The 22808-nt window shown below is 64.7% G+C and carries 22 protein-coding genes; 18 read left to right on the top strand and 4 right to left on the bottom strand.

Annotated elements, in window-relative coordinates; translation table 11 throughout:
- Nucleotides 1-218: 218 nt before the first annotated feature.
- Nucleotides 219-1472: a CynX/NimT family MFS transporter gene (locus tag B8V81_RS04410; protein WP_240478903.1), complete on the bottom strand. Its 1254-nt coding sequence runs from the start codon at nucleotides 1470-1472 to the stop codon at nucleotides 219-221.
- 374 nt (nucleotides 1473-1846) lie between these two features.
- Here B8V81_RS04410 and spoVAC point away from each other — a divergent pair, with 374 nt between their 5' ends.
- The 16 genes from spoVAC to B8V81_RS04330 all read left to right on the top strand — a co-directional run bounded on the left by spoVAC (nucleotide 1847) and on the right by B8V81_RS04330 (nucleotide 15904).
- Complete coding sequence (gene spoVAC, locus B8V81_RS04405) at nucleotides 1847-2338, top strand: stage V sporulation protein AC (protein WP_028597163.1); 492 nt, start codon at nucleotides 1847-1849, stop codon at nucleotides 2336-2338.
- 1 nt (nucleotide 2339) lies between these two features.
- Entirely contained in the window at nucleotides 2340-3359 is a 1020-nt protein-coding gene (spoVAD, locus tag B8V81_RS04400; RefSeq protein ID WP_028597162.1) for a stage V sporulation protein AD, read from the top strand.
- Nucleotides 3356-3706 (top strand): stage V sporulation protein AE, encoded by a 351-nt coding sequence (gene spoVAE, locus B8V81_RS04395; RefSeq protein WP_028597161.1) that lies wholly within the window; start codon nucleotides 3356-3358, stop codon nucleotides 3704-3706. The genes spoVAD and spoVAE overlap by 4 nt, the downstream gene beginning before the upstream one ends.
- A gap of 182 nt (nucleotides 3707-3888) precedes the next feature.
- The gene (locus B8V81_RS04390) at nucleotides 3889-4845 is read left to right on the top strand and encodes an AAA family ATPase (protein WP_101807830.1); all 957 of its coding nucleotides are present in this window, start codon (nucleotides 3889-3891) and stop codon (nucleotides 4843-4845) included.
- 2 nt (nucleotides 4846-4847) lie between these two features.
- Nucleotides 4848-6131 (top strand): DUF58 domain-containing protein, encoded by a 1284-nt coding sequence (locus tag B8V81_RS04385; RefSeq protein WP_043110746.1) that lies wholly within the window; start codon nucleotides 4848-4850, stop codon nucleotides 6129-6131.
- On the top strand, nucleotides 6118-8385 hold the full coding sequence (locus tag B8V81_RS04380) for a transglutaminase TgpA family protein (RefSeq protein ID WP_101807829.1): 2268 nt from the start codon (nucleotides 6118-6120) through the stop codon (nucleotides 8383-8385). The genes B8V81_RS04385 and B8V81_RS04380 overlap by 14 nt, the downstream gene beginning before the upstream one ends.
- 239 nt (nucleotides 8386-8624) lie before the next feature.
- Entirely contained in the window at nucleotides 8625-9152 is a 528-nt protein-coding gene (locus B8V81_RS04375; RefSeq protein WP_028597159.1) for a YqeG family HAD IIIA-type phosphatase, read from the top strand.
- Between the two features lie 20 nt (nucleotides 9153-9172).
- Nucleotides 9173-10291 carry a ribosome biogenesis GTPase YqeH gene (yqeH, locus tag B8V81_RS04370; RefSeq protein WP_043110816.1) on the top strand — a complete coding sequence of 373 codons (1119 nt, stop codon included), beginning with the start codon at nucleotides 9173-9175 and terminating at the stop codon, nucleotides 10289-10291.
- A gap of 35 nt (nucleotides 10292-10326) precedes the next feature.
- Nucleotides 10327-11223, top strand: coding sequence for a shikimate dehydrogenase (aroE, locus tag B8V81_RS04365; protein WP_101807828.1), 897 nt, complete (start codon nucleotides 10327-10329; stop codon nucleotides 11221-11223).
- A 47-nt stretch (nucleotides 11224-11270) separates the two neighbouring features.
- Nucleotides 11271-11567 carry a ribosome assembly RNA-binding protein YhbY gene (gene yhbY / locus B8V81_RS04360; RefSeq protein ID WP_043110744.1) on the top strand — a complete coding sequence of 99 codons (297 nt, stop codon included), beginning with the start codon at nucleotides 11271-11273 and terminating at the stop codon, nucleotides 11565-11567.
- A 35-nt stretch (nucleotides 11568-11602) separates the two neighbouring features.
- On the top strand, nucleotides 11603-12217 hold the full coding sequence (gene nadD, locus B8V81_RS04355; RefSeq protein ID WP_101807827.1) for a nicotinate-nucleotide adenylyltransferase: 615 nt from the start codon (nucleotides 11603-11605) through the stop codon (nucleotides 12215-12217).
- Entirely contained in the window at nucleotides 12210-12779 is a 570-nt protein-coding gene (yqeK, locus tag B8V81_RS04350; RefSeq protein WP_101808228.1) for a bis(5'-nucleosyl)-tetraphosphatase (symmetrical) YqeK, read from the top strand. Before nadD ends, yqeK begins: the two co-directional genes overlap by 8 nt.
- 18 nt (nucleotides 12780-12797) lie before the next feature.
- Nucleotides 12798-13145, top strand: a complete 348-nt coding sequence (rsfS, locus tag B8V81_RS04345; RefSeq protein WP_028597153.1) for a ribosome silencing factor — start codon at nucleotides 12798-12800, stop codon at nucleotides 13143-13145.
- Complete coding sequence (locus B8V81_RS04340; RefSeq protein WP_101807826.1) at nucleotides 13142-14239, top strand: CvfB family protein; 1098 nt, start codon at nucleotides 13142-13144, stop codon at nucleotides 14237-14239. Before rsfS ends, B8V81_RS04340 begins: the two co-directional genes overlap by 4 nt.
- Before the next feature lie 22 nt (nucleotides 14240-14261).
- Nucleotides 14262-15035 (top strand): class I SAM-dependent DNA methyltransferase, encoded by a 774-nt coding sequence (locus tag B8V81_RS04335; protein WP_101807825.1) that lies wholly within the window; start codon nucleotides 14262-14264, stop codon nucleotides 15033-15035.
- A 332-nt stretch (nucleotides 15036-15367) separates the two neighbouring features.
- Complete coding sequence (locus B8V81_RS04330; protein ID WP_101807824.1) at nucleotides 15368-15904, top strand: GNAT family N-acetyltransferase; 537 nt, start codon at nucleotides 15368-15370, stop codon at nucleotides 15902-15904.
- 229 nt (nucleotides 15905-16133) lie between these two features.
- On the opposite strand, the gene B8V81_RS04325 is transcribed toward B8V81_RS04330, so the two are convergent.
- On the bottom strand, nucleotides 16134-16856 hold the full coding sequence (locus tag B8V81_RS04325; RefSeq protein ID WP_101807823.1) for a 3-ketoacyl-ACP reductase: 723 nt from the start codon (nucleotides 16854-16856) through the stop codon (nucleotides 16134-16136).
- A 495-nt stretch (nucleotides 16857-17351) separates the two neighbouring features.
- Here B8V81_RS04325 and leuS point away from each other — a divergent pair, with 495 nt between their 5' ends.
- Nucleotides 17352-19793, top strand: coding sequence for a leucine--tRNA ligase (gene leuS, locus B8V81_RS04320; RefSeq protein WP_101807822.1), 2442 nt, complete (start codon nucleotides 17352-17354; stop codon nucleotides 19791-19793).
- Between the two features lie 87 nt (nucleotides 19794-19880).
- Here leuS and B8V81_RS04315 read toward each other — a convergent pair whose 3' ends face one another.
- Nucleotides 19881-20609, bottom strand: coding sequence for a hypothetical protein (locus B8V81_RS04315; RefSeq protein WP_101807821.1), 729 nt, complete (start codon nucleotides 20607-20609; stop codon nucleotides 19881-19883).
- A gap of 282 nt (nucleotides 20610-20891) precedes the next feature.
- A complete protein-coding gene (comER, locus tag B8V81_RS04310; RefSeq protein WP_101807820.1) occupies nucleotides 20892-21731 on the bottom strand; it encodes a late competence protein ComER in 840 nt (279 codons plus the stop codon).
- Between the two features lie 245 nt (nucleotides 21732-21976).
- On the opposite strand from comER, the gene B8V81_RS25510 reads away from it, so the two are divergent.
- Complete coding sequence (locus B8V81_RS25510) at nucleotides 21977-22801, top strand: ComEA family DNA-binding protein (protein ID WP_219623307.1); 825 nt, start codon at nucleotides 21977-21979, stop codon at nucleotides 22799-22801.
- The last annotated feature ends 7 nt before the right edge of the window (nucleotides 22802-22808 follow it).

Below are 22808 nucleotides of genomic sequence, written 5' to 3'. Positions count from 1 at the left end.
GGAGCGCCTCCTTATGCGTTGTGGGCCGATTGTAGCATCGGAGGACGAGCCTGGGTATCCTTCTTAGAAGATCCTAATACAGGAAAATGAAGGCAAAAAAAGCCCCGGTCCTGAGCAAGGACCGAGGCTTGGGGGAGAGCGAATTCAGGTTGAAAAGCCGAGCCGCCCGTCTGGCGGGCCGTCAGCGGGCTATCAGCGGGCCTTCAGCCGCCCGTTTGTCAGCGGGCAGGTCCGGTCAGCTTGCCGCCGGCCGGCGAGCGCAGCCCGCTCGCGCCGCCATGCGGCTCGCTGATCGTGCCCGGCCGGCCGGCGCCGAGGCCTAGGGCGACGACAACGACGGAGACGAGCAGCAGCACGGCCAGCACCGGATTCCACGAGCCGGTCCGGTCATGGAGCGTGCCGAGCAGCACCGGGCCGAAAGCGGCAAGAAAATAGCCGATCGACTGAGCCATGCCCGACAGGCGGGCGGCTTCTGCCGCCGTGCGCGTGCGAAGGCCGAAAAACGTCAGCGCCAGCGAAATCGTGGCGCCTTGGCTCAAGCCGAGCAGCGTGATCCAGAGCAGCGACATCGACGCCGAGCCCCAAAGCAGCCCGGCATATCCGCTCAACGAAAGGGCGCCGGCAATGCCGACGAGAGGCACCTGGGAGCGCATCCGGCTCGCCCAGACGGGAACGAAGAAGGAGGTAGGCAGACTGACCAGCTGCATCAGCGACAGCAGCCAGCCCGCCGACGCCGCGCTGAAGCCGCGCTCGTGAAACAGCACGGGCAGCCAGGTGATCGTCGCATAGAACGTGAGCGACTGCAGACCCATGTACAGCGTGATCCGCCAGGCGAGCGGCGAGCGCAGCATGCGCGCCGGAGACTGGGCCGGCGCGGCGGCAGTCACGCGCTTGGAGCTCAGGCTGACCGGCAGCCAGACCGCGAACGCCAGCGCGGCGAGCAGCGCCCAGAGCAGCAGCGAGCGGCTCCAGTCCCAGCCCGGCAGCGCGGCGAGCGGCACCGACGCGCCGGAAGCGATCGCCGCGAAGACGCTCATCGTCACGGAGTAGGAGCCGGTCAGCAGGCCGATCTGTCCCGGGAAGTCGCGCTTGATGAGGCTCGGCAGCAGCACGTTGCTGACGGCGATCGCGAGCCCGAGCAGCGCGGTGCCCGCGAACAGCGCCTCCGTTCCAGGGAGCGCGCGGATCAGCATGCCGGCGAGCAGCAGCGCCAAGCCGTACAGCAGCGAGCGCTCGGAGCCGAGCTTTTCGGCCAGGCGGGGAGCCAGCAGCGACATCGCTCCGAAGGCGAGCAGCGGCAGCGAGGTAAGCAAGCCGGACATCTCGCTGCTCAGGCGATAATCCGTCGCGATCCGGTCGAGCAGCGGACCGACCGAGGTGATCGCTGCGCGCATGTTGGCGGCGATGAGCAGGATGCCGGCGACGGCAAGCCATGTCGGACGGCGTCCGGCAGGCGAGGAATGAGGAATCATGGATAAAGCCCTTCTTTCTGACATGCCTGTCATGACATAAGATGTAAGGTTATAAAACGGCCTGACACGTACTATAGCGCATCTGGAGCTTTTCGTAAACGGCGGACAGGCTGTTCTATGCGAATGTAAAGCGGTGATGCGGTTGAAGATGCAGCTCTTCTAATGCTTGCTGCGGTCGCCGGCCGCCTTGCGGACATGAGGGAGGGGCGGCTTTTGTTAGCCTCTCCTGAGCCGCCGCGCCTGACGAGCGGAAGGTTTTCGGGGACGAGCGATAGGATAAGGTCGGCCGCCAACGCTCATACTAATCCCAGACCATGGGCCGATCGCCGCGGTGGACCGCGTGCCGATCCAGCGGCCAGACAGGGGGATTCGACATGCCAGGCAACAGCGTTAAAGGCGAGGACTATAAAAAAATGACGATGTCTCCCAAGGAGTACAAGGCATTCGCGAAAAACCGGGAGCCGGCGCGCTCCGTGCTCGGCAACTGCATTCGCGCGTTCCTCGTCGGCGGCTTCATCTGCCTGATCGGACAGGGCGTCCAAGAATTTTTCATGCATGCCTTCGGCTTCGATGCGGAAAAGGCGGCGAACCCGACGGTCGCGGTCATGATTCTGCTGTCGATCATCCTGACCTGCCTCGGCGTCTACGACAAGATCGCCCAGTGGGCGGGAGCGGGGACGGCCGTGCCGGTGACGGGCTTCGCCAACTCGATGTGCTCCGCCGCGCTGGAGCATCGGAGCGAGGGGCTCGTGCTCGGCGTCGGCGCCAATATGTTCAAGCTGGCGGGCTCGGTCATCGTATTCGGCACCGTAGCGGCTTTTTTTGTCGGCATCGCGCATCTGATCCTCGGCACGGGGGGGCAGTGAGATGAAAAAAGGCAAGCAGACCTGGTGGTTCGAGAACCGGCCGGTCATCATCGGCACGGCGACGGTCGTCGGTCCGGACGAGGGCGACGGGCCGCTCGCGGCCGACTTCGATCTCGTCCATCCGGAGCTCGACCTGCAGCAGAAAAGCTGGGAGAAAGCCGAGCGGCTGCTGCTCGAGCAAGCCTCCGACCTGGCGATCAAAAAATCGGGAATCGCCAAGGACGAGTTGGAATTCTACGTCGGCGGCGATCTGATGAACCAGATCATCAGCAACACGTTCGCGGCGCGCACGCTCGGCGTGCCGTATCTTGGCGTCTTCGGCGCCTGCTCGACCTCGATGGAGTCGCTGGCGATCGCCTCCATGATCGTCAATTCGGGCAACGGCACCCATGTGCTCGCCGGCACCTGCAGCCATAACTGCACGGCCGAGAAGCAGTTCCGCTATCCAACCGAGTACGGCTCGCAAAAGCCGCCGACCGCCCAGTACACGATCACGGGAGCGGGCGCGGCGATCGTCGCTCCGGCAGGCAGCGGGCCGGTCGTCGAATGCGCGACGATCGGCCGCATCGTCGATCTCGGCGTCAAGGATCCGTTCAACATGGGAGCGGCGATGGCGCCGGCGGCCGTCGATACGATCCAGGCGCATCTGACCGACACGGGCCGCTCGCCCGGCGACTACGACATGATCGTCACCGGCGACCTGGCGACGGTCGGCCACCGGATCGCGACCGATCTGCTCAAGCGCGGCGGCGTCCCGATGGAGGAGACGGTGTTCGCCGACTGCGGGCTCATGGTGTACGATGTCGACCGTCAAAAGGTCCAGGCCGGCGGCAGCGGCTGCGCCTGCTCCGCTGTCGTCACCTACGGCCATCTGCTCAAGCGGATCGAGAAAGGCGAGCTGAGGCGGATCCTGGTCGTCGCGACCGGCGCGCTGCTGTCGCCGCTGTCGTTTCAGCAGGGTGAGAGCATCCCGTGCATCGCGCATGCCGTATCCATCGAAAGAAACGAGGTGAAGCCATGATCTATCTGTGGGCGTTTGTCATCGGAGGGGCGATCTGCGTATTCGGGCAGCTGCTGTTCGACGTCGTGAAGCTGACTCCGGCGCATACGATGTCGCTGCTCGTCGTGCTCGGCGCGATCGTCGACGGGCTCGGCTGGTACGAGCCGCTCATCAAGTTCGCCGGCGCGGGGGTGACGGTGCCGATTACCAGCTTCGGCAACTCGCTCGTGCACGGGGCGCTGACGGAGCTGCATGATACCGGCTGGATCGGCGTCATCTCCGGCATCTTCAAGGTGACGAGCGCGGGCATAAGCGCCGCGATCATCTTTTCGTTCCTCGCCGCGCTCATCGTTCGTCCCAAAGGGTGAAACCTTTTGGCCGTTCCGCTCGTTGATTGGAGAATCCTCCTCCTGGAGGATTCTCCAATTTTTTTTGCGATGCGAGCGGACTGGGAAATGTTGTTGAGGCATCCCGGTTCCTGTAAACTAATGAGACCAGCGTCCCATGGCGCTGGCTCACTCGATGTAGAATTCGGGAAGGAGTTGTCGACTTGGAAGTCTATGCCCCTCATACGCGGCTGTGCTCGTCCATCCGCAGCAACCTGGAATCCGTCATCCTCGGCAAGGAGCGGGAGATCGAGCTTGTTCTGATCGCGCTTCTCGCCGGCGGCCATCTGCTGCTGGAGGACGTTCCCGGCACCGGCAAAACCCAGCTGGTCAAAGCTCTTGCCCGTTCCATCGGCGGCGATTTCCGGCGCATCCAATGCAATCCGGACCTGCTGCCTACCGATATCACCGGCCTCACGATCTATCATCCCCGCGAAGAACAATTCATTTTCCGTCCCGGTCCGATCATGTCCCATCTCGTGCTCGCCGACGAGATCAACCGCGCCACCACCAAGACCCAGTCCGCGCTGCTCGAGGCGATGGAGGAGAACAGCGTGACGGTCGACGGCGAGACGCACGCGCTTCCCGCGCCGTTCATCCTGATCGCCACCCAGAATCCGATCGAGTTCGAAGGCACCTATTTGCTGCCCGAGGCGCAGATGGACCGCTTCATGATGAAGCTGTCGCTCGGCTATCCCGGCGAGGCGGACGAAAAGCGGATGGTGCTGGGGCGCCAGAGCGGCCATCCGGCAGACGCGCTGGAGCGCGTCGCCTCGATCGCCGACATCATCGCCCTGCAGCAGCAGGCGGAGCGGATCCATGCCGACGAAGCCGTCGCCGACTATCTCGTGCGCATCGTGCGCGGCACGCGCGAGCATGAAGGCGTGCAGCTCGGCGCCAGCCCGCGCGCGGCCGTAGCGCTCATGCGCGCGGCCAAAGCGCGGGCGCTCGTCGAGCAGCGGGAATACGTCATTCCCGACGACGTCAAGCAGCTTTCGCCCCATGTGCTCTCCCACCGGCTGCTGCTGCAGCCTTCTGCCCGTCTGCGGGGGACGCGTCCCGAGACGGTCGTCCAGGATGTCATCGAGCGGACCAAGGCTCCGGTCCGTCTGGAGCGATGAGCATGCGACGGCCGGCCACGGATCGACGCTCCGTCCGAGCGCGGCGCCGCTGGGGGCTGATGGCCTCGCTTTACGTCAGCAGCCTGCTGTACATGCTGTTTCAGGGCGGCAAGACCGCGGTCATGCTGTTCTGCATCTTCAATGGCCTCATCCTTTATCTGATCCTCGGTTATTGGAGCGGCATCCGCCGCATATCGGGCTCGCGCCGGATCGCCGCGACCGCTCCGGCAGGCATGGCCGCGGGCAGCGCCGACAGCCGGGTGCTCGCGGCGGGCGACAGCCTGCGCGTAGAGATGCAGCTGCGGCTGCCCGGCTATTATCCCGTTCCTTATGTGCTCGTGCAGGAGCGTCTCGAACGCAACGGCGGAGAGACGATTCCGTTCGAGGTCAGCTTCGTGCCGGGCATGCGCCGCAGCGGCGCCGCCGACTTCGAGACGCCGCCGCTGCGGCGGGGCGTCTACCGCTTCCTGCCGACGCTTTGCACGACCAAGGACGTCTTCGGCTTCCTCGAGCATGAAGGCAGCTTCGAGGAGGAGATGAGCTTCTCCGTCCGTCCGCGCACGATCGCGGTGCCGGGCTGGGACCGCGTCAGCCGCGGAGCCAAGGGGCATTTTTCCCACTCGGCGGCGCCGCGCTCCTCGCGCGAGACGACGCAGATCAACGGCATCCGCGAGTTCATCCCGGGCGACCGCCTCTCGCGCATCCATTGGGGAGCGACGGCCAAGACCGGCCAGTGGAAGTCCAAGGAGTTCGAGCGCGAAGCGCTTCCCCGCACGATCGTGCTGCTCGACGCCTGCGTCCGCAGCGGACCGGGCGAGGCCGAGCGGTTCGAGACGGCCGTATCGGCCGCCGCCTCGCTGTTCGAGCACGGCATGAAGCGGGGCACGTCGATGGGGCTGTGGTGCTCCTCGGCCGTCCCTGCCGCGCTCAAGGCGAGAAGCGGCGGCGACCAGCTGCATCGCGCGATGGAGCTGCTCACCGAGGCGAGCCGGGACGGCGCCGACCGGCTGGCGCAGGCGGTGCTGCGAGCCGATCCGATTCTGGAAGCGGGATCGATGACGCTGCTCGTGACCGACGCTCCGCCGGAGGAGATCCGGCAGGCGATGAGCTGGCTCGCTCGGCGCGGGCATAACCCGTGCTGCATCCGCGTGCTGGATGAAGACCAGGCCCGCTCCGCCGACGGCTTGTCCGATCATGCCGTCGGCCCGGTGCATGCGATCCGCAGCCTCGAGGAGCTGCCTGAGGCGCTGAGCGGAAGGGAGGCGGCTGCCGATGCTGGAAGCTGAACCGACGCGCGGCCGGATGCGCACCTCGCGCGGATGGGAGCGGCTGCAGCCGCCGGCGCGGGCGCGCTGGTTCCTCGCGCTGTCCGGCGTATTGACCGCCGTCATGATCGCGAGCTCCCTTTCGGTGCTGGAAGAGCTTTGGTGGGAAGAGACGTATACGATCGTCTATGCCGTGCTGGGCGTTGCGGCGCTGCTGGAGCTGCTGCCGGTGCGCCGTCTGCTGCGGCTCGTCCTGCAGGCTGTGGCTGTCGCCGTCATTTTGGTGCAGCTGGCGCCGGTCGATTGGAGCCTGCTGCCGAGACCGGCCGAGATCGGCTTAGGGGAGAGCGTCCGGGCCGCCGCGACGCTGCTGCATCCGTTCTGGGAAATCGCGCTCGCCGTTTGGGCCGTGCATGCGATGTTCGCCGCCTGGAACCGGGCGCGCATCCGCATCGTCGGCTTCACGACGGTCAACCTGCTCGTGCTGGCGATCTCCGACTCGTTCACGCCGATCTACTTGTGGGACAGCGTGGCGATCGTCGTGTTCGCCGGCCTCGTCTGGCTGATCGCCGAGCATTACGCCGGCTTCCAGCAGCGGCATCCGGTCAGCTGGCGGCGGCTGCTGCGATATCCGCTGCAGCTGCTGCTGCCGATCGTGCTCGTGCTGTCGCTCGTCATGGCCGCCGGCCTGGCGGCCCCCGAGATTCCGCCGCTGCTCAAGGACCCGTACACGGCCTGGCAGGAGTCCAGAGGGGTGGCGGTCCAGAACTTCGTCGGCGACAAGGGCATCGCGCCGGCCTCCTCCAAGAAGTCGGCCAAATCCGGCTACAGCCGGGACGACAGCAAGCTCGGAGGCGGCTTCAACTTCGACTATTCGCCGGTCATGGAAGTGTCGTCCACCCACAAGAGCTACTGGCGGGGAGAGACGAAGGATTATTACAGCGGCGAGGGGTGGAAGGCGAGCGAGGCAATCTCAAGCCCCTTCGAGCTTCCGCTCGGCACCGATCTTGGCGATCGTCCGGACATCGCCGGGGCGGAGACCGTGATGGTCGACCAGACGTTCACGATGCTGCGCAAGGACAAGTTTCCGGTGCTGCTCGCCGCTCCTTCCGTGCGTTCGCTGAAGCCGCCCGAGCGCGAGGACGGCTCGCGGATGCGGGTGCTGTACGATTCTAGGACGGAAAAGCTGATGCCCGATCCGGGCGGCAATGCCTATCCTTCCAGCTATACGATCCGCTCGGAGCAGGTCGTGCTCTCGGAAGAGCTTAAAGCGGCTCCAGCCATTATGGAGACTGGCATGATTTCCGACTATTACCGCCAGGTTCCTTCAAAAACGCCGAGCCGCGTCGCCGACCTCGCCCGCGAGATTACAGCCGGCGCGGCGACCGACTACGACAAGGCGAAGGCGATCGAGACGTATCTGAGCACGACGTTCCCGTACACGAACGAGCCCGACTTGACCAAGAAAAAGAGCGCCGACTTCGTCGACTCGTTCTTGTTCGAGATCCAGGAGGGCTACTGCGACTACTTCTCGAGCGCGATGGCCGTGCTGGCCCGCTCCGCCGGCTTGCCGTCGAGATGGGTCAAAGGCTACGCTTCGGGCACCGGCACGGTCGATCCCGAGGCGATGATGCGCGGAGGGCGCGAGGCGGCCGAGCGGATGGACCGCGACGGGGCCGATACGTATACGGTGCGCAATTCCGACGCCCACTCCTGGGTGGAGATCTACTTCGAGGGCTACGGCTGGATTCCGTTCGAGCCGACGCCGGGCTTCGCCTTCCCGTACGCTTCGGCCGCGGCCGAAGCCGCGCCGGAGCCGAGCCTCGCGCCGGAGCCGTCCGCAGCGCCAGACGCGACAGAGGCTCCGGCCGAAGCCGCAGGGCCGCTCGTGCCGAGATGGCTGGGCTGGACCGGGCTGGGCCTGTTCGCGGCGGCGGCGGCGGCGCTCGCTTTCCTGCGCCGCGACTGGCTCGCCGCCAGATGGCGCGGCTACCGGACCCGCTCGCTCACGGCCGAGCAGCGGATCGTCTGGGAGACCGAGCGGCTCATCCGCTCGGCGCGCCGCCACGGCCTCGCCAAGGCGGAGCATGAGACGCTGCGCGAGGCGGTGGAGCGCTGGTCCGGCCAGCGCCGCTTCCTCAAGCAGGAGCTGGGTGAAGTGCTCGGCCTGTTCGAGCGCACGAAGTACGGCGGCCGGCCGGCGACGCGCGAGGAAGCCGATTCGTATGCCGCCAAGGTCCGGGAGCTGAGCGGAAGGCTGCGCTCGCCGGGCTGATGCCCGGCCGGCGCGCTTGCGCCGGCGGCGCTCGGCAGGGCCTTCCCCTCCGAGCCCCGCAAGCCATCCCTGCGCGCCGCATGGATGCGGCGAAAGACTCCGTTTCGAGCGCTGGCGAGCCGGCGCGCGGGACGGGGTTTTTCGCGCTTTTGCGCTTAAGGTTCCATTTTGCGCCTGCATCCTGTACTATGGTATAGTTTCGTAAGACAAGCAGGCTCTATAGCAAGGGAGACAAAGCGATGTTCGAACGGCTGGTGCCGCACATGCGCGTGAAATCTATATATGATATCGATCTGGATCTGCTCGCCCGCAAAGGCGTCAAGGGCATCATCACCGATCTCGACAACACCCTTGTCGGATCGAAGATCGCGCTTGCTACGCCCGAGCTGATCGTTTGGCTCGACCGGGTGCGGGAGCTCGGCTTCCAGGTCGTCGTCGTGTCTAATAACCACGAGACCCGGGTGTCGCGCTTCGCGCTGCCGCTGTCGATCCCGTTCATCCATGCCGCCCGCAAGCCGTCGACGCGCGCCTTCCGCAAGGCGCTCGTCGTGCTCGGGCTCGAGGCGGAGCAGACGGTCGTCATCGGCGACCAGATGATGACCGACGTGCTCGGCGGCAAGCGGATGGGATTGTACACGATTCTCGTCTCCCCGATCGCGCCGCTGGACGAAGGCTTCGGCACCCGGATCAACCGGCTGCTGGAGCGGATCGCCCTGACGCGGCTGCGCCGCAAGGGCCTGTGGCAGGAGGAGGAAACAGGCAAGTGAGCAAGCAAGTGAAGCCGATAATAGGGAAAAATAAGGACAAGCCGTCCTGCGCCGGCTGCGGCGCCGAGCTGCAGACGCTGAGCAAGGACCGGCCGGGCTATGTGCCCGCCTCCGCGCTCGACGCGGATGGGGCGATCTGCCAGCGGTGCTTCCGCATCCGCAATTACAATGACGCGGTCCAGGTGTCGATGGACCACGACGAGTTCCTCCGGCTGCTCGGCGGCATCGCGTCCACCGACAGTCTCGTCGTGCATATCGTGGATCTGTTCGACTTCGAGGGCAGCCTGATCTCGGGCCTGCAGCGGTTCGTCGGCGCCAATCCGGTGCTGCTCGTCGTCAACAAGATCGACCTGCTGCCCAAGGGCACGAACTACAACCGCATTCGCAACTGGGTGCAGCGCCAGGCCAAGGCCCAAGGGCTGCGCACGGTCGACGTCGTCCTGTGCAGCGCCAAGAAGGGCATGGGCTTCGAGCGCGTCGTCGAGTCCGTGGAACAGCTGCGCGGCCGCCGCGACGTCTATGTCGTCGGCGCGACCAACGTCGGCAAATCGACGCTCATCAACCGGCTCATCTCCGACTACAGCGACCTGGACCGCGAGCTGACCGTCTCGCGCTTCCCGGGCACGACGCTCGACGAGATTCGCATCCCGCTCGACGACGGCAAGGCGATCGTCGACACGCCGGGCATCGTCTACCCGTCGCGCCTGACGGAGCTCGTGCCGCGCGGCGTGCTCGGCGCGCTGCTGCCGGACAAGCCGATCAAGCCGCTCGTCTATCAGCTCGACGCGGGGCAGACGCTGTTTTTCGGCAGCCTCGTCCGCTTCGACTATACGCGCGGCTCGAATCTGAGCTTCACGCTCTATACGGCCAACGGGCTCAAGGTGCATCGCACGAAGCTTGAGCGCGCCGACGAGCTGTACGCCCAGCACAAGGGCGAGCTGCTCGCGCCGCCGACCGCGGCGGAGCTGGAGACGATGCCGGCCTGGACGCGCCATTCGCTGCGCGTTCCGCGCGGCAGCGAGTCCGATATCTTCATCTCCGGCCTCGGCTGGATCCGCGTCAACGGCACGAGCGGAGCCCAGATCGAAGTGTACGCGTCCAAGGGCGTCAAGGTGCTTGTCCGCGAAGCGCTCATCTAGAAGCTGCGCCACATCTCGCTACGGGAGGACTTACGATGCAGACCCGACTGGACGGCTCGGACCGGATCGCCGTCGACAGCTCGACGACGCTGTTCGGCGTCATCGGCGATCCGATCCGCCATTCCAAATCTCCGATCATGATGAACCGCGCCTTCCGCGAGACGGGCGTCAACGGCGTCTACGCGGCGTTCCATGTGACGGCGGACAAGCTCGGCGACTTCTGGCTCGGCGTCCGCGCGATGGGCATCCGCGGCGTCAACGTCACGATTCCGCATAAGCTGGACGTCATGCGCCATCTCGACTTCGTCGACGAAGGAGCGCGGCGGATCGGAGCGGTCAATACGGTCGTCAACAACGGCGGCATGCTGACCGGCTACAATACGGACGGCATCGGCTACGTGCGCTCGCTCAAGGAAGAGGCGATGCCGGAGCTGAAGGGCAAGCGCATCGCCGTCATCGGCGCCGGCGGCGCGGCGCGCGGCATCCTGTACGCGCTGCTCGGCGAGCGGCCGGAGCGGGTGAGCGTGCTGAACCGTACGGAGTCGCGGGCCCGGGAGCTGGCGGACGCCATGTCCGACCGCGGAGAGGTCGAGGCGCTGGCCGCGGCCGGCACGGACGCCGACGAGGCGATCCGCCGCGCCGATCTGGTCGTCAATACGACGTCGATCGGCATGTACCCGTATGTGGCCGACATGCCGATCGACATCTCGCTGCTGCGGCCGGATGCCGTATGCAGCGATCTCATCTACAATCCGCTGGAGACGGCCTGGCTGGCCGGCGCGCGCGAGCGCGGCTGCCGCACGCACGGCGGACTCGGGATGTTCATCTACCAAGGCGCTTACGCCTTTGAATATTGGACGGGACTGCCGGCTCCCGCGCAGGCGATGCGCGAGACTGTGCTGCAAGCGCTGCAGGTCCCGGCCGCGACTTGAAATTCCCGCCTCGCAGCGGGACGAGACAGAGAGGAAATGTGACGTTCATGACATTGACCGGCAAGCAAAAGCGCCATCTGCGCGCGCTGGCCCACCACCTGACCCCGATCTTCCAGATCGGCAAGGGCGGCTACAACGAGCAGCTGGTGAAGCATATCGAGGAAGCGATCGAGAAGCGGGAGCTGCTCAAAGTGAACCTGCTCAACAACTGCGACGAGGATCCGCGCGAGGTCGGCGCCCAGCTGGCCTCAGGCTCCGGCTCGCATCTCGTGCAGGTGATCGGCAAGACGATCGTCCTGTACAAGGAGTCCAAGGACTACAAGACGATCGAGCTGCCGCGCTAGGCATTCGGCCCGCGATCGCGTAGAGGAGGAAGCCGATGCGCAAGATCGGACTGATGGGCGGCACGTTCGACCCGATCCATATCGGGCATCTCGTCGCCGCCGAGCGCTCCATGGAGGCATGCGGCCTGGACCAGGTATGGTTCATCCCGAATGCCGGCCCGCCGCTCAAGGAGCGCGCGCCCGGGGCGTCCCCCGAGGAGCGGCTGCGCATGACGGAGCTCGCGACGGAGGGTCATCCGGCCTTCCGCGTGCTGGATCTGGAGCTGCGGCGCGGCGGCGTCAGCTATACCTACGATACGGTGGAGGAGCTGAGCCGGCTGGAGCCGGACGCGGAGTTCCACCTGATCGTCGGCACCGACCGCATTCGCGATCTGCCGCTCTGGCACCGGATCGGCGAGCTCGCGCAGCGCATCCGCTTCATCGGGGTCGACCGTCCCGAGGACGGCGGCCAGCCGGCGGACCCGGCGCTCATGCCGCCGCTGCCGGAATCCCTGCGCGAGCGCGTCATCCGCGTGCCGATGCCGCAGCTGGACATCTCGTCGACGGCGATCCGCACGCGGCTCGCCGCAGGTCTGTCCGCGCGCTATCTCGTGCCGGACGCCGTGCTAAGCCATCTGACCGCAAAGGGGCTGTACCGCCATGATGGATAAGGAGCGTATGATCGAGACGATCCGCTCCGGCATGCCGGAGCGCCGCTGGCTGCATGTGCAGGGCGTCATCGAGACGTCGATCGTGCTGGCGCGGCGCTTCGGCGCCGATCCCGCCAAGGCCGAGCTGGCCGCCATCCTGCATGATCTGGCCAAGTATTGGCCGGTCGACCGGATGGAGGCCTACATCCGCGAGGAAGGCGTCGATCTGGACGTGCTCGGCTACGACAAGGAGCTGTGGCATGCTCCGGCCGGCGCCTATGCGGCGGCCAAGGACTTCGGCGTGACCGACGCGGAGGTGCTGGACGCCGTGCGCTGGCATACGTCCGGCCGCGAGTCGATGACGCTGCTCGACCGGGTCGTCTGCCTCGCGGACTATATGGAGCCGAGCCGCGAGTTTCCCGGCGTCGACCGCATCCGCGAGCTCGCCCAGACCGATCTGGACGGCGCGCTGACGGCCGGCTTCGATTCCACGATCCGCTTCCTGCTCGACAAAGGCAAGCGCATCTATCCGCTTACTGTAACGGCCCGCAACGGCCTGATCCGCAACACCACTACCACTTAAGCCCAAGGAGGCAACGGAATGGCCCTGAATTCCGAACAACTGCTGCAAGCGGCCGTCGAGGCGGCCGAAGATAAAAAAGCCGGCAACGTCGTCGCTCTGAACCTCAAGGAAATCTCGCTCGTCGCCGATTATTTCGTCATCTGCCACGGCAACTCCGATACGCAGGTGCAGGCGATCGCGACCGAGATCCGCAAGCGCGCCCAGGAGGGCGGCGTGACGATCCGCGGCATCGAGGGCATGGACACGGCCCGCTGGGTGCTGATCGACCTCGGCGACGTCGTCGTGCATGTGTTCCACCGCGACGAGCGGGATTATTACAGCCTGGAAAGGCTCTGGTCCGACGCCAAGGTCGTGGAGTTCGCATGACGACCTACGCCGGATCGACGATGAAGCTGAGGGTGGCGCGCGAAGTGTCGCCCTTCGGCTATTTTTTGTCTCTGGGCGACGATGAGGACACGGAGGTGCTGCTGCACTACTCCGAGACGAACGGCGTCAAGGTCAAGGAAGGCATGGAGGTCGAGGCGTTCCTGTTCCATGATACGGACGACCGCCTTTCCGCTACGCTCAAAAAGCCGCTTATCCGGCTCGGCGAGCTGAAGCGCCTCGCTGTCGCGGACATCCATCCGCGGCTCGGCTGCTTCCTCGAGATCGGGCTCGGCCGCCAGCTGCTGCTGCCGATCTCGGAGCTGCCGGAGCTGATCGACCTGCGTCCGCTGCCGGGGGACGAGGTGTTCGTGACGCTGACGCATGACAAGAGCGGCCGCCTGCTCGCCAAGCTCGCCCGCGAGGAGGACCTGGCCAAACATGTGTTCCCGGCTCCCGCCACCTGGAAAAACGAGTGGAAAGAGGGCTGGGTGAGCCGCACGCTGCAGATGGGATCGTTCGTCGTGCTCGACGGCGGCGTCGTCGGCTTCGGCGCGTACGGCATGATTCCGGCGGCGGAGCGGCCGGAGCCGCTGCGCCTCGGCCAGCGCGTGAGCGCGCGCGTCACGTTCGTGCGCGAGGACGGCCGCGTCAACCTGTCGATGGGCAAGCTCAAGCAGGTCGGCCGGATCGAGGACGCCGACCGGCTGCTTGCTTTCCTCAAGGAGCGTCCGGGCGGCGCGATGCCGTATTCCGACGAGACGCCGGCGGAGCTCATCAAGAACAAGTTCGGCATCAGCAAGTCGGCGTTCAAGCGCGCGGTCGGCAAGCTGATGCGCGACGGGATCGTCCGCCAGGAGGGCAACTGGACGAAGCTGCTGACCGAAGAGGAAGCGGCGGCGTTCAAGGCCATGGCGGATGCGGCGAAGGCGGAGTCTGCGAAGGCGGAGTCTGCGAAGGCGGAGTCTGCGAAGACAGGGGCGGCGCCAAAGCAGCCTGCCGCCACGGAACGCGCAGCCAAAGAGCCGGCGTCCAGGGAACCGGTGAAAAAGGCGTCGCAGAAAAAGCCTTTCCCGGGTCCGAACCGCGGCCGCTAGCCAGGAAGGAGATGCGAACGCGATGAGAGCGTACCGTCAATTCGCCGGCGTCTACGACCGGCTCATGGAGGACATGCCGTATCCGGACTGGATCCGCTTCATGCGGGAGTGCTGGGACCGCTACGGCATCCCGGAAACGGTGGCCGATCTCGGCTGCGGCACCGGCAGCCTGGCGATTCCGCTGGCGAAGTCCGGCTTCACCGTGTACGGCATCGACCTGTCGGCCGACATGCTGGCGATCGCCCGCAGCAAGTGGGACGAGACGCCGCAGCAGGCGATCCGTCCGCGCGCGGGCTCGGTCCGCTGGCTGCAGCAGGACATGCGCGACTGGGAGCTGCCGCAGCCGGTCGACGCTGCGATCAGCTTCTGCGACTGCCTCAACTACTTGACAGAGGAAGAAGACGTCGAGGCGGCGTTCCGCGCAGCCTATCGGGGACTGAAGCCGGGAGGCGCGCTGCTGTTCGACGTTCATGCGCCGCTCACGCTGCGCCGCTACGCCGAGGAGCAGCCGTTTACGCTCGACGAGCGCGACGTCGGCTACATCTGGACGTCCGAGCTTGACGACGAGCGCGTCGAGATCCGCCATCATCTTACGATTTTCGCGCGCGACGAGACCGACCGCGAAGGCCGGTTCGTGCGCTTCGAGGAAGTTCATCAGCAGCGCGCCTACGATCCGGACTGGATCGCCTCCGCGCTGCGCGCCGCCGGCTTCTCCCGCGTCGACCGCTACGCGGACTTCCGCCTGCACGAGCCGACGGAGCAGTCGGAGCGGCTGTTTTTCGCGGCCGTGAAGTAGATCTTCACAAAACCTCCAGCTATTGCGCCGGAGGTTTTTTTGTCAAATCAGTGCCGCTGGCCCTATAGCGAAGGGGCTTCCTGCAGCAAAGAAGCGCATTTGGACGGCAACGCGGCCTCTTTGTGTGAAATCTCGTACAAATCCCTCTCGAAACCAATTCGTATAGACCAATTTGGGTGATAAACCACACAACATCTCCGTAACATCTGCTAGAGAGGCATGGTTTATATGAAAAATGGCGCAAAATGCTTCGAATCTCCGTCAGGAGAGCTCTATTTGTGTGATTAATCATATAAGTATGAATTATTTATATAGAGAGGGGAGATCCGACGATGGACAAGCCGCTTAGGCTCGCCGCTCCATGCCTGGAGCTGAGGGCGGCCTACGAGTCGTATTACCGGGAATGGCTGGAGAGCGGGGAGACGTTCGTACCCTGGGTTGCGGAAAGGAAGCCGGAGCCGTTCGAGGAGATGCTCGCCTGGCTGGAGGAACGGGGGCTGGAGGACAAGCAGCCGCCCGGCTGGGTGCCGGACTCGACGTTCTGGCTGACAGACGGTGCAGGACGCGTGCTCGGCGCGGCCAACCTCCGGCATCGTCTGACGCCGGGCTTGCTGGCGGCGGGCGGGCATATCGGCTACGGCATCCGGCCGTCGGAGCGGGGAAAAGGCTACGCAAAAGCGCTGCTCAAGCTGACGCTGGAGCAGGCGGCGGCGCTCGGTGTCGAGCGGGCGCTGCTCGTCTGCGACCGGAGCAACGAGGCGTCCGCCCGCGTCATCCTTGCCTGCGGCGGCGTCGAAGACGAGCCGCATGAGGAAGCGGACGGCAACGTCGTCCGCCGCTTCTGGATCGGCTTGCCATCCGCGCGGTAAGCGCTTCGCTGCATTACGACGAACTGCCGCAGGCCAGACGAGGCCCGTCCAGGCGCTTGTCATGCTCGCCCCGCTGACCTTGAGGGCGATGCCTCGCGCTTCAGCTTCTGTCTCATCAGCTCCTCGTGCGAGGCACTGCTGCCTGCTGCTCCGTCAAAATAACGCGGCGGCCGCTCCCGGAATCGTCCGGGCCTGCGGCCGCCGCGTTTTTGCGTGCGTGGATCAAAGGTCAAGGATTCGTCGTCCAGATGCCGGCCGTCTTGATGAACACGCGTTCCGGCAGCTTGAGCGTGGCGACGATCAGCTCGGCGACGTCCTCCGGCTGGAGGATGCCTTCGTCGTGCTCGCCGCCCTTGAGCAGGCCGTTGGCCGAGGCGAGCGGGGTGTTGACCGTGCTCGGCGTCAGCGCCGTCACGCGGATGTTCGATTTGCGCACCTCCTGCATGAGCGCCTCGGTGAAGCCCATGACGCCGAACTTGGAGGCGTTGTACGCGGAGCCGGTCGCGAAGCCGCGCTCGCCCGCCGTCGAGGCGACGTTGATGATCGAGCCGGACTGGCGCTCCAGCATGAACGGCAGCACGGCATGCGTCACATAGTAGGTGCCGAACAGGTTGATGCGCACGATGCGCTCCCACTCGGCCGGTTCCATGTCGGCGACCTTGCCGAAGCTGGCGACGCCGGCGTTGTTGAGCAGGATGTCGACGCGTCCGAGCTCCTTGGCCAGCCCCTGCGCGGCCTCGGCGGCCTGGGCGGCTTCCGCGATGTCGGCAACGGCGTAATGGACGTCGACGCCGTAGCGGTCCGACAGCTGCTTGGCGAGCGCGGCGAGCTCGGTTTCCGTGCGCGAGATGAGGCCGAGGCTGACGCCCTCGCGGGCAAGCGCTTCGGCGGCGGCGCGGCCGATGCCTTTGCCGGCTCCGGTGACGATGGCGGTCTTTTTCTTGAGCTCCATGAATGATCTCTCCCTTGTCTCGGTGGATAGGTCCAGCCTCAGTATATCGGATGGCGCGGCCCGGCGCCAAACGGAGCTGCGAGCAGGGCCGGACGGCAATGCGCGCTGACCGGTAGCGCTCGCGGCTCTGCGCGCTCCAGCTTGACACGCCCTCCAACGATCCACTATAATCGAGGTTAATTCGCTATAATTGGCGTTGATGAGGAGCAGTAGGCTCCGCAGCGGAATTCAGAGATCCGGAGAAGTGGTGCGAGCCGGAGCCGCAGCGTGCCGAATCTCGCCTCGGAGCCGCAAGGTCATCCCCGCGCGCGGGAGCAGCCTTGCCGACCGGCCCGCGTTAAGGGCGTCAAGAGGGGGCGGACCGGGCCATCGGCCGGACGTCAACTAGGGTGGTACCGCGGGAATTCAAACCTCTCGTCCCTAGCGTTCAGCGCTGGGGGCGAGAGGTTTTTTTGCATGTCCGCACCGCTTCAACTCGAACAGGAGGCCATAACGATGAGTCAAGACCGCAACCACAGCCAGGGCTACAACCCCCAGCAGCTGGAGCCGAAATGGCAGCAGTACTGGGATGAGCATAAGACGTTCGCCACGACCGAGGAGCCGGGCAAGCCGAAGTTCTACGCGCTCGACATGTTCCCGTATCCGTCCGGCGCCGGCCTGCATGTCGGCCATCCCGAGGGCTACACGGCGACCGACATCGTCTCCCGCTACAAGCGGATGAAAGGCTATAACGTGCTGCATCCGATGGGCTGGGACGCGTTCGGCCTGCCGGCGGAGCAGCATGCGCTCGACACGGGCGAGCATCCGCGCGACATCACGGTCAAGAACATCAACAACTTCCGCCGCCAGATCAAGTCGCTCGGCTTCTCCTACGACTGGGACCGCGAGATCAGCACGACCGATCCGGACTACTACAAGTGGACGCAGTGGATCTTCATCCAGCTGTACAAGAAGGGCCTCGCCTATGTCGCCGAGATCCCGGTCAACTGGTGCGAGGCGCTCGGCACGGTGCTGGCCAACGAGGAGGTCATCAACGGCTTGTCGGAGCGCGGCAACCATCCGGTCGTGCGCAAGCCGATGCGCCAGTGGGTGCTGAAGATCACCGAGTACGCCGAGCGGCTGCTCGAGGATCTGGAGGAGCTCGACTGGTCGGAGAGCATCAAGGACATGCAGCGCAACTGGATCGGCAAGTCCGTCGGCGCGGAGGTCGCGTTCGCGGTGGACGGCTCGGACGCCGAGATCCACGTGTTCACGACGCGTCCGGACACGCTGTTCGGCGCGACGTACTGCGTGCTGGCGCCGGAGCATGAGCTCGTCGACGTCATCGCCAGCGAGGAGCAGCGCGCCGCCGTGGCGGCCTACCGCGAGGCGGCCGCCCGCAAGAGCGATCTGGAGCGGACCGACCTGGCGAAGGAAAAGTCCGGCGTATTCACCGGCGCGTACGCGATCAATCCGGTGAGCGGCGCGAAGGTGCCGGTCTGGATCGCCGACTACGTGCTCGCCGGCTACGGCACGGGCGCGATCATGGCGGTGCCGGGCCACGACCAGCGCGACTGGGAGTTCGCCAAGCAGTTCGGCCTGCCGATCGTCGAGGTCGTGCAGGGCGGCGATATCGAGCAGGAGGCTTTTGCCGGCGACGGCCCGCATGTGAACTCGGAGTTCCTGGACGGCAAGTCCAACGCCGAGGCGATCGCCGCGATGATCGCACGCCTCGAGGAGACCGGCAAGGGCCGCGGCAAGACGACGTACCGGCTGCGAGACTGGCTGTTCAGCCGCCAGCGCTACTGGGGCGAGCCGATCCCGATCCTCCATCTGGAGGACGGCAGCATGAAGCCGGTGCCGGAGGACCAGCTGCCGCTGCTGCTGCCGGATGTCGACGCGATCAAGCCGTCGGGCACGGGCGAGTCGCCGCTGGCGAACGTGACGGACTGGGTCAACACGACCGATCCGGAGACCGGCCTGCCGGCTCGCCGCGAGACGAACACGATGCCGCAGTGGGCCGGCAGCTGCTGGTACTACCTGCGCTTCATCGACCCGCACAACGACAAGGAGCTCGTCTCCAAGGAGAAGCAGCGCGAGTGGATGCCGGTCGACCTGTATATCGGCGGCGCGGAGCATGCGGTGCTCCACCTGCTGTACGCGCGCTTCTGGCATAAGGTGCTGTACGACATCGGCGCCGTCGACACCAAGGAGCCTTTCCACAAGCTGGTCAACCAGGGCATGATCCTCGGCACGAACAACGAGAAGATGTCCAAGTCGCGCGGCAACGTCATCAACCCGGACGACATCGTCAGCCAGTACGGCGCCGACACGCTGCGCCTGTACGAGATGTTCATGGGGCCGCTGGAGGCGACCAAGCCGTGGAACGAGAGCGGCGTCGAGGGCATGCACCGCTTCCTGAGCCGCGTCTGGCGCCTGTTCGTGGGCGAGGGCGGCGAGCTGAACCCGCGCATCACGGAAGAGGCCGGCAGCGACGCGTACAACCGCGTCTGGCACCGCTCGATCAAGAAGGTGTCGGACGACTTCGAGAACCTGCGCTTCAACACGGCGATCAGCCAGCTGATGATCTGGGTCAACGAGGCGTACAAGGCGGAGACGCTGCCGCGCCGGTCGATGGAGAACTTCGTGCAGCTGCTGTCGCCGCTCGCCCCGCATATCGCGGAGGAGCTGTGGGAAAAGCTCGGCCGCGAAGGCTCGATCAGCTACGTCGCCTGGCCGGAGTTCGACGAGCAGTGGACGGTCGACCAGGAGGTCGAGATCGTCGTGCAGGTGAACGGCAAGATCGCCGAGCGCGTCTCGATCGCCGCCGATATGGATACGGCCGAGATGGAGCGCGTCGCCAAGGAGCTGCCGCGCGTGGCGGAGCTGATCGCCGGCAAGACGGTGCGCAAGGTCGTCGCCGTCAAGGGCAAGCTCGTCAACATCGTGGCGAACTGAATCGGCTGGGGCTTGGAGCGTTTCACCCTCATGGAGAAAGAAAGGCCCGTCGTCCAGTTGGACGACGGGCCTTTTTCTAACTCGATATCAGTTTGTTGACGAAAGGGAAGCTTCAATCTTAAGAATGGCTTTGTTCATTTGGTGTTCATTAGCTAAAACGGATTCACTGTCTACGGCATCAACACCACGATAGACATATTTGGTATTCTGATAAAAATCAAAAGCAAAGGAATCTAACGGCAGATTCTCGGCGTCATCCATGAAACGTTCTAGGACGACTGCTCGGAATATATTTGATAACATATATTCATCATCATCTTTCTTGGTCAGATAGGTCTTGTCTGAATATTCCTGTAAAATAAATCCAGAAAATTCGAGCAGTTCATCTTGAGTAGGCTTATATGTACGGGCCAATGCCTCGGCCGCGTCAGCTCGTTCTGTTTTTGTTCCTGAGATATCAGCGATTTGGAATAGTTCATCCTTCCAGTTCGCAGCTGTCTCTACATTAGGAGTCGAAGCTGGCTTTGCTTCGGTCTTTTCAGGAATAGGGGAAGCAGTTTCTTCTTTTGGCGTAGAGACTGAATCGTCTGACGGTTCAGGACTTTCCATGACGGCAGGAACAAGAGAATCCTGGGACGCGACTTTTGGTTGAGACTCGGGAATCATGATTGTACTAATAAAGAAGACAATGAATCCAGAAGCAGCGAAAATCAAATGCTTCTTAAAAGTAGAGCTTTTGCGAACTTTCCCTACAATCCCCATTGTCAAAAAGACAATGAAAGAAATGAAACCGACAATCATCAGTAAAACCGACATCGTTTAACTTCCCTTCGAATGTTTTGTAATAATATTACTTCATTTGTCGAATTAGGTCTATAGAATCATGTACATAGAACTATATATCCTTATTAAAATAAATCTTTATTATTATAAGAGTAAAAAATGCTGATGGAATGTATTGATTTTTTGTGTCAGAAATACATCATAAGGGCTGAATTATGCTATGATGAAAAAAAAGCCCCCGAGGGGGCTTGATCTTTCCTGAGGAAAGCATCCCGGAGAGGTGAACGGACCCTGAGTCCGCTTCTTATGAAGCGGTCAGGGACCGTTCACCTCTTCGCCGTATAGGGCGGCTTGCACCTTCTCGAGATCCTCGCGGTACTTGTCATGCGTCGTGCGGATCAGCTTCTGGAACACGCCGTCGGTTTCCTGGCGCAGCAGCTGCAGCCCCTGCTGGGTGATGCCGCCCGGCACGGAGACGCGCTGGATCAGCTCCTTCGGCGTCATGCCGCCTTCGGTGAGCAGCTTGCCGGTGCCGAGCAGCATGGCGCTCGTAATGGCGACCGCCTCGTCGGGGTCGATGCCGGTCACTTCGACCGCGGCGTCGACGAGCCGCTGCGCGAGGAACGCCATGAACGCCGGCCCGCAGCTGGACAGGTCGGACACGACGCGCGTGTACTGCTCGTCGATGAGCAGCGGCTCGCTGATATGGGAGAGCAGTCCTTCGAGCAGGCAGCAGTCGGGCACGGTCATGCGGCTGCCGAACATGCAGAGCGAGACGCCGCTCAGGACGCCGCTCGTAATGCTGGGAATGACTTTGGCGATGCGGCAGGGGAGCTGGTCCTCGAGCTGCTGGATGAGGATCGGGCTCGTGATCGAGACGACGATCTGATCCTCCCGCGCCCACGGGCGCAGCTCCTGCAGCACCGTCTTGAATTCGGACGGCTTGATGCAGAGGAACGCGCAGTCGCATTGCAGGATCAAGTCGCGGTTGCTCGCGGCGGCGGTCATGCCGGGATAGGCGGCGGCGAGCCGCTCCGCTTTGGCTTGGGTGCGGTTGGCGACGACGACATCGGATGCCTCAAGGGCTCCCGAACGGACTAAGGCGTCCACGAGCAGGCTGCCCATGCTGCCGGTACCGATGAAACCCACCTTCATGAATGAATCCCTCCTAGCGGGCTGAGGCGCGCTCTGTACCGGCCTGGCTTGGCAGGGCGCCTCGCATGGAACCGGCTGGGAAATTGCCGCTTGCGCGGGAATTCCGCCGATTCCGTCAGGCCATCCGGGAGCCGCTGGGCGGACGGATGGCGAATCGCTATTACTGTATGCGGCGAGGCCCGGCCAACATGTCGAAACGAACGTCGGATTTTGGAAAAACATGAAAACAAGGAAGGATGAGGGGCATGGACGATCGGATGAAAGGGAGGCAAGGGTGGAAGAAGGCGGGCATCGGCGTGCTGGCGGCGACGGGCTGTCTGCTGCTCGCGCTCGGCCTGCAGCCGGCTCGGGAGGCGGAGCCGTCCGGCTGGATCCGGCTGGACGCCGCCGCAGGGGATTCGGCGGCGCTGACGGCCGCTGCGGGGGAGAGCGGGCAGGAAGCGAAGAGCGGGCAGGCGGGAACGAGTGACGGGGGCGGTGCCGGGAGCGGGAAAACAGGAATTGGTGACGGGGACAATGCCGGGAGCGGGAAAACGAAGGATGGAGCGGGGAGCAGCCAGCAGGAGCAGGCTGCATCCGGAACGGAGCGAGGCGCGGATCAGAGCGCTTCGAGCGGCGCGGTCTCTGCAGCGGGGCAGGGCGGAACGGCGGGAGCGGCCGGCGGAGCCGCGGGTGCAGGAGCGGGAAGCGGAGCGGCAGGAGCAGGTGCAGGGGCGGGAGGTGGAGGCGAGGGAACGGGGGGCGGAGCGGCAGGAGCAAGTGAGGGAACGGGAGGCGGAGCGGCGGGCGCAGGCGAGGGGGCGGCCGCTGATTCCGGCAGCGGCCAAGGAGGCGCGTCCGCGCCTGCCGGCGGCTATGCGGCGGACGGCCGCCTCGACCTGAACCGGGCGACGGCCGAGGAGCTGGACGGCTTGCCCGGCGTCGGTCCCGCCAAAGCGAAGGCGATCGTGGACGACCGCGAGCGCAACGGACCTTTTGCCAGCGTGGAGGATGTCGAGCGGGTCAAGGGGATCGGCCCGAAGCTGCTCGAGAAGTGGAAAAATCTTGTTGTGGTCTCCCATCGGATGTGAGAAGATG

Source organism: Paenibacillus pasadenensis (assembly GCF_002864175.1).
GTDB classification, from domain to species: Bacteria; Bacillota; Bacilli; order Paenibacillales; family Paenibacillaceae; genus Paenibacillus_O; species Paenibacillus_O pasadenensis.
The sequence above is the reverse complement of the archived record's forward strand: the minus strand, read 5'-3'. Positions and strand labels throughout refer to the sequence as shown.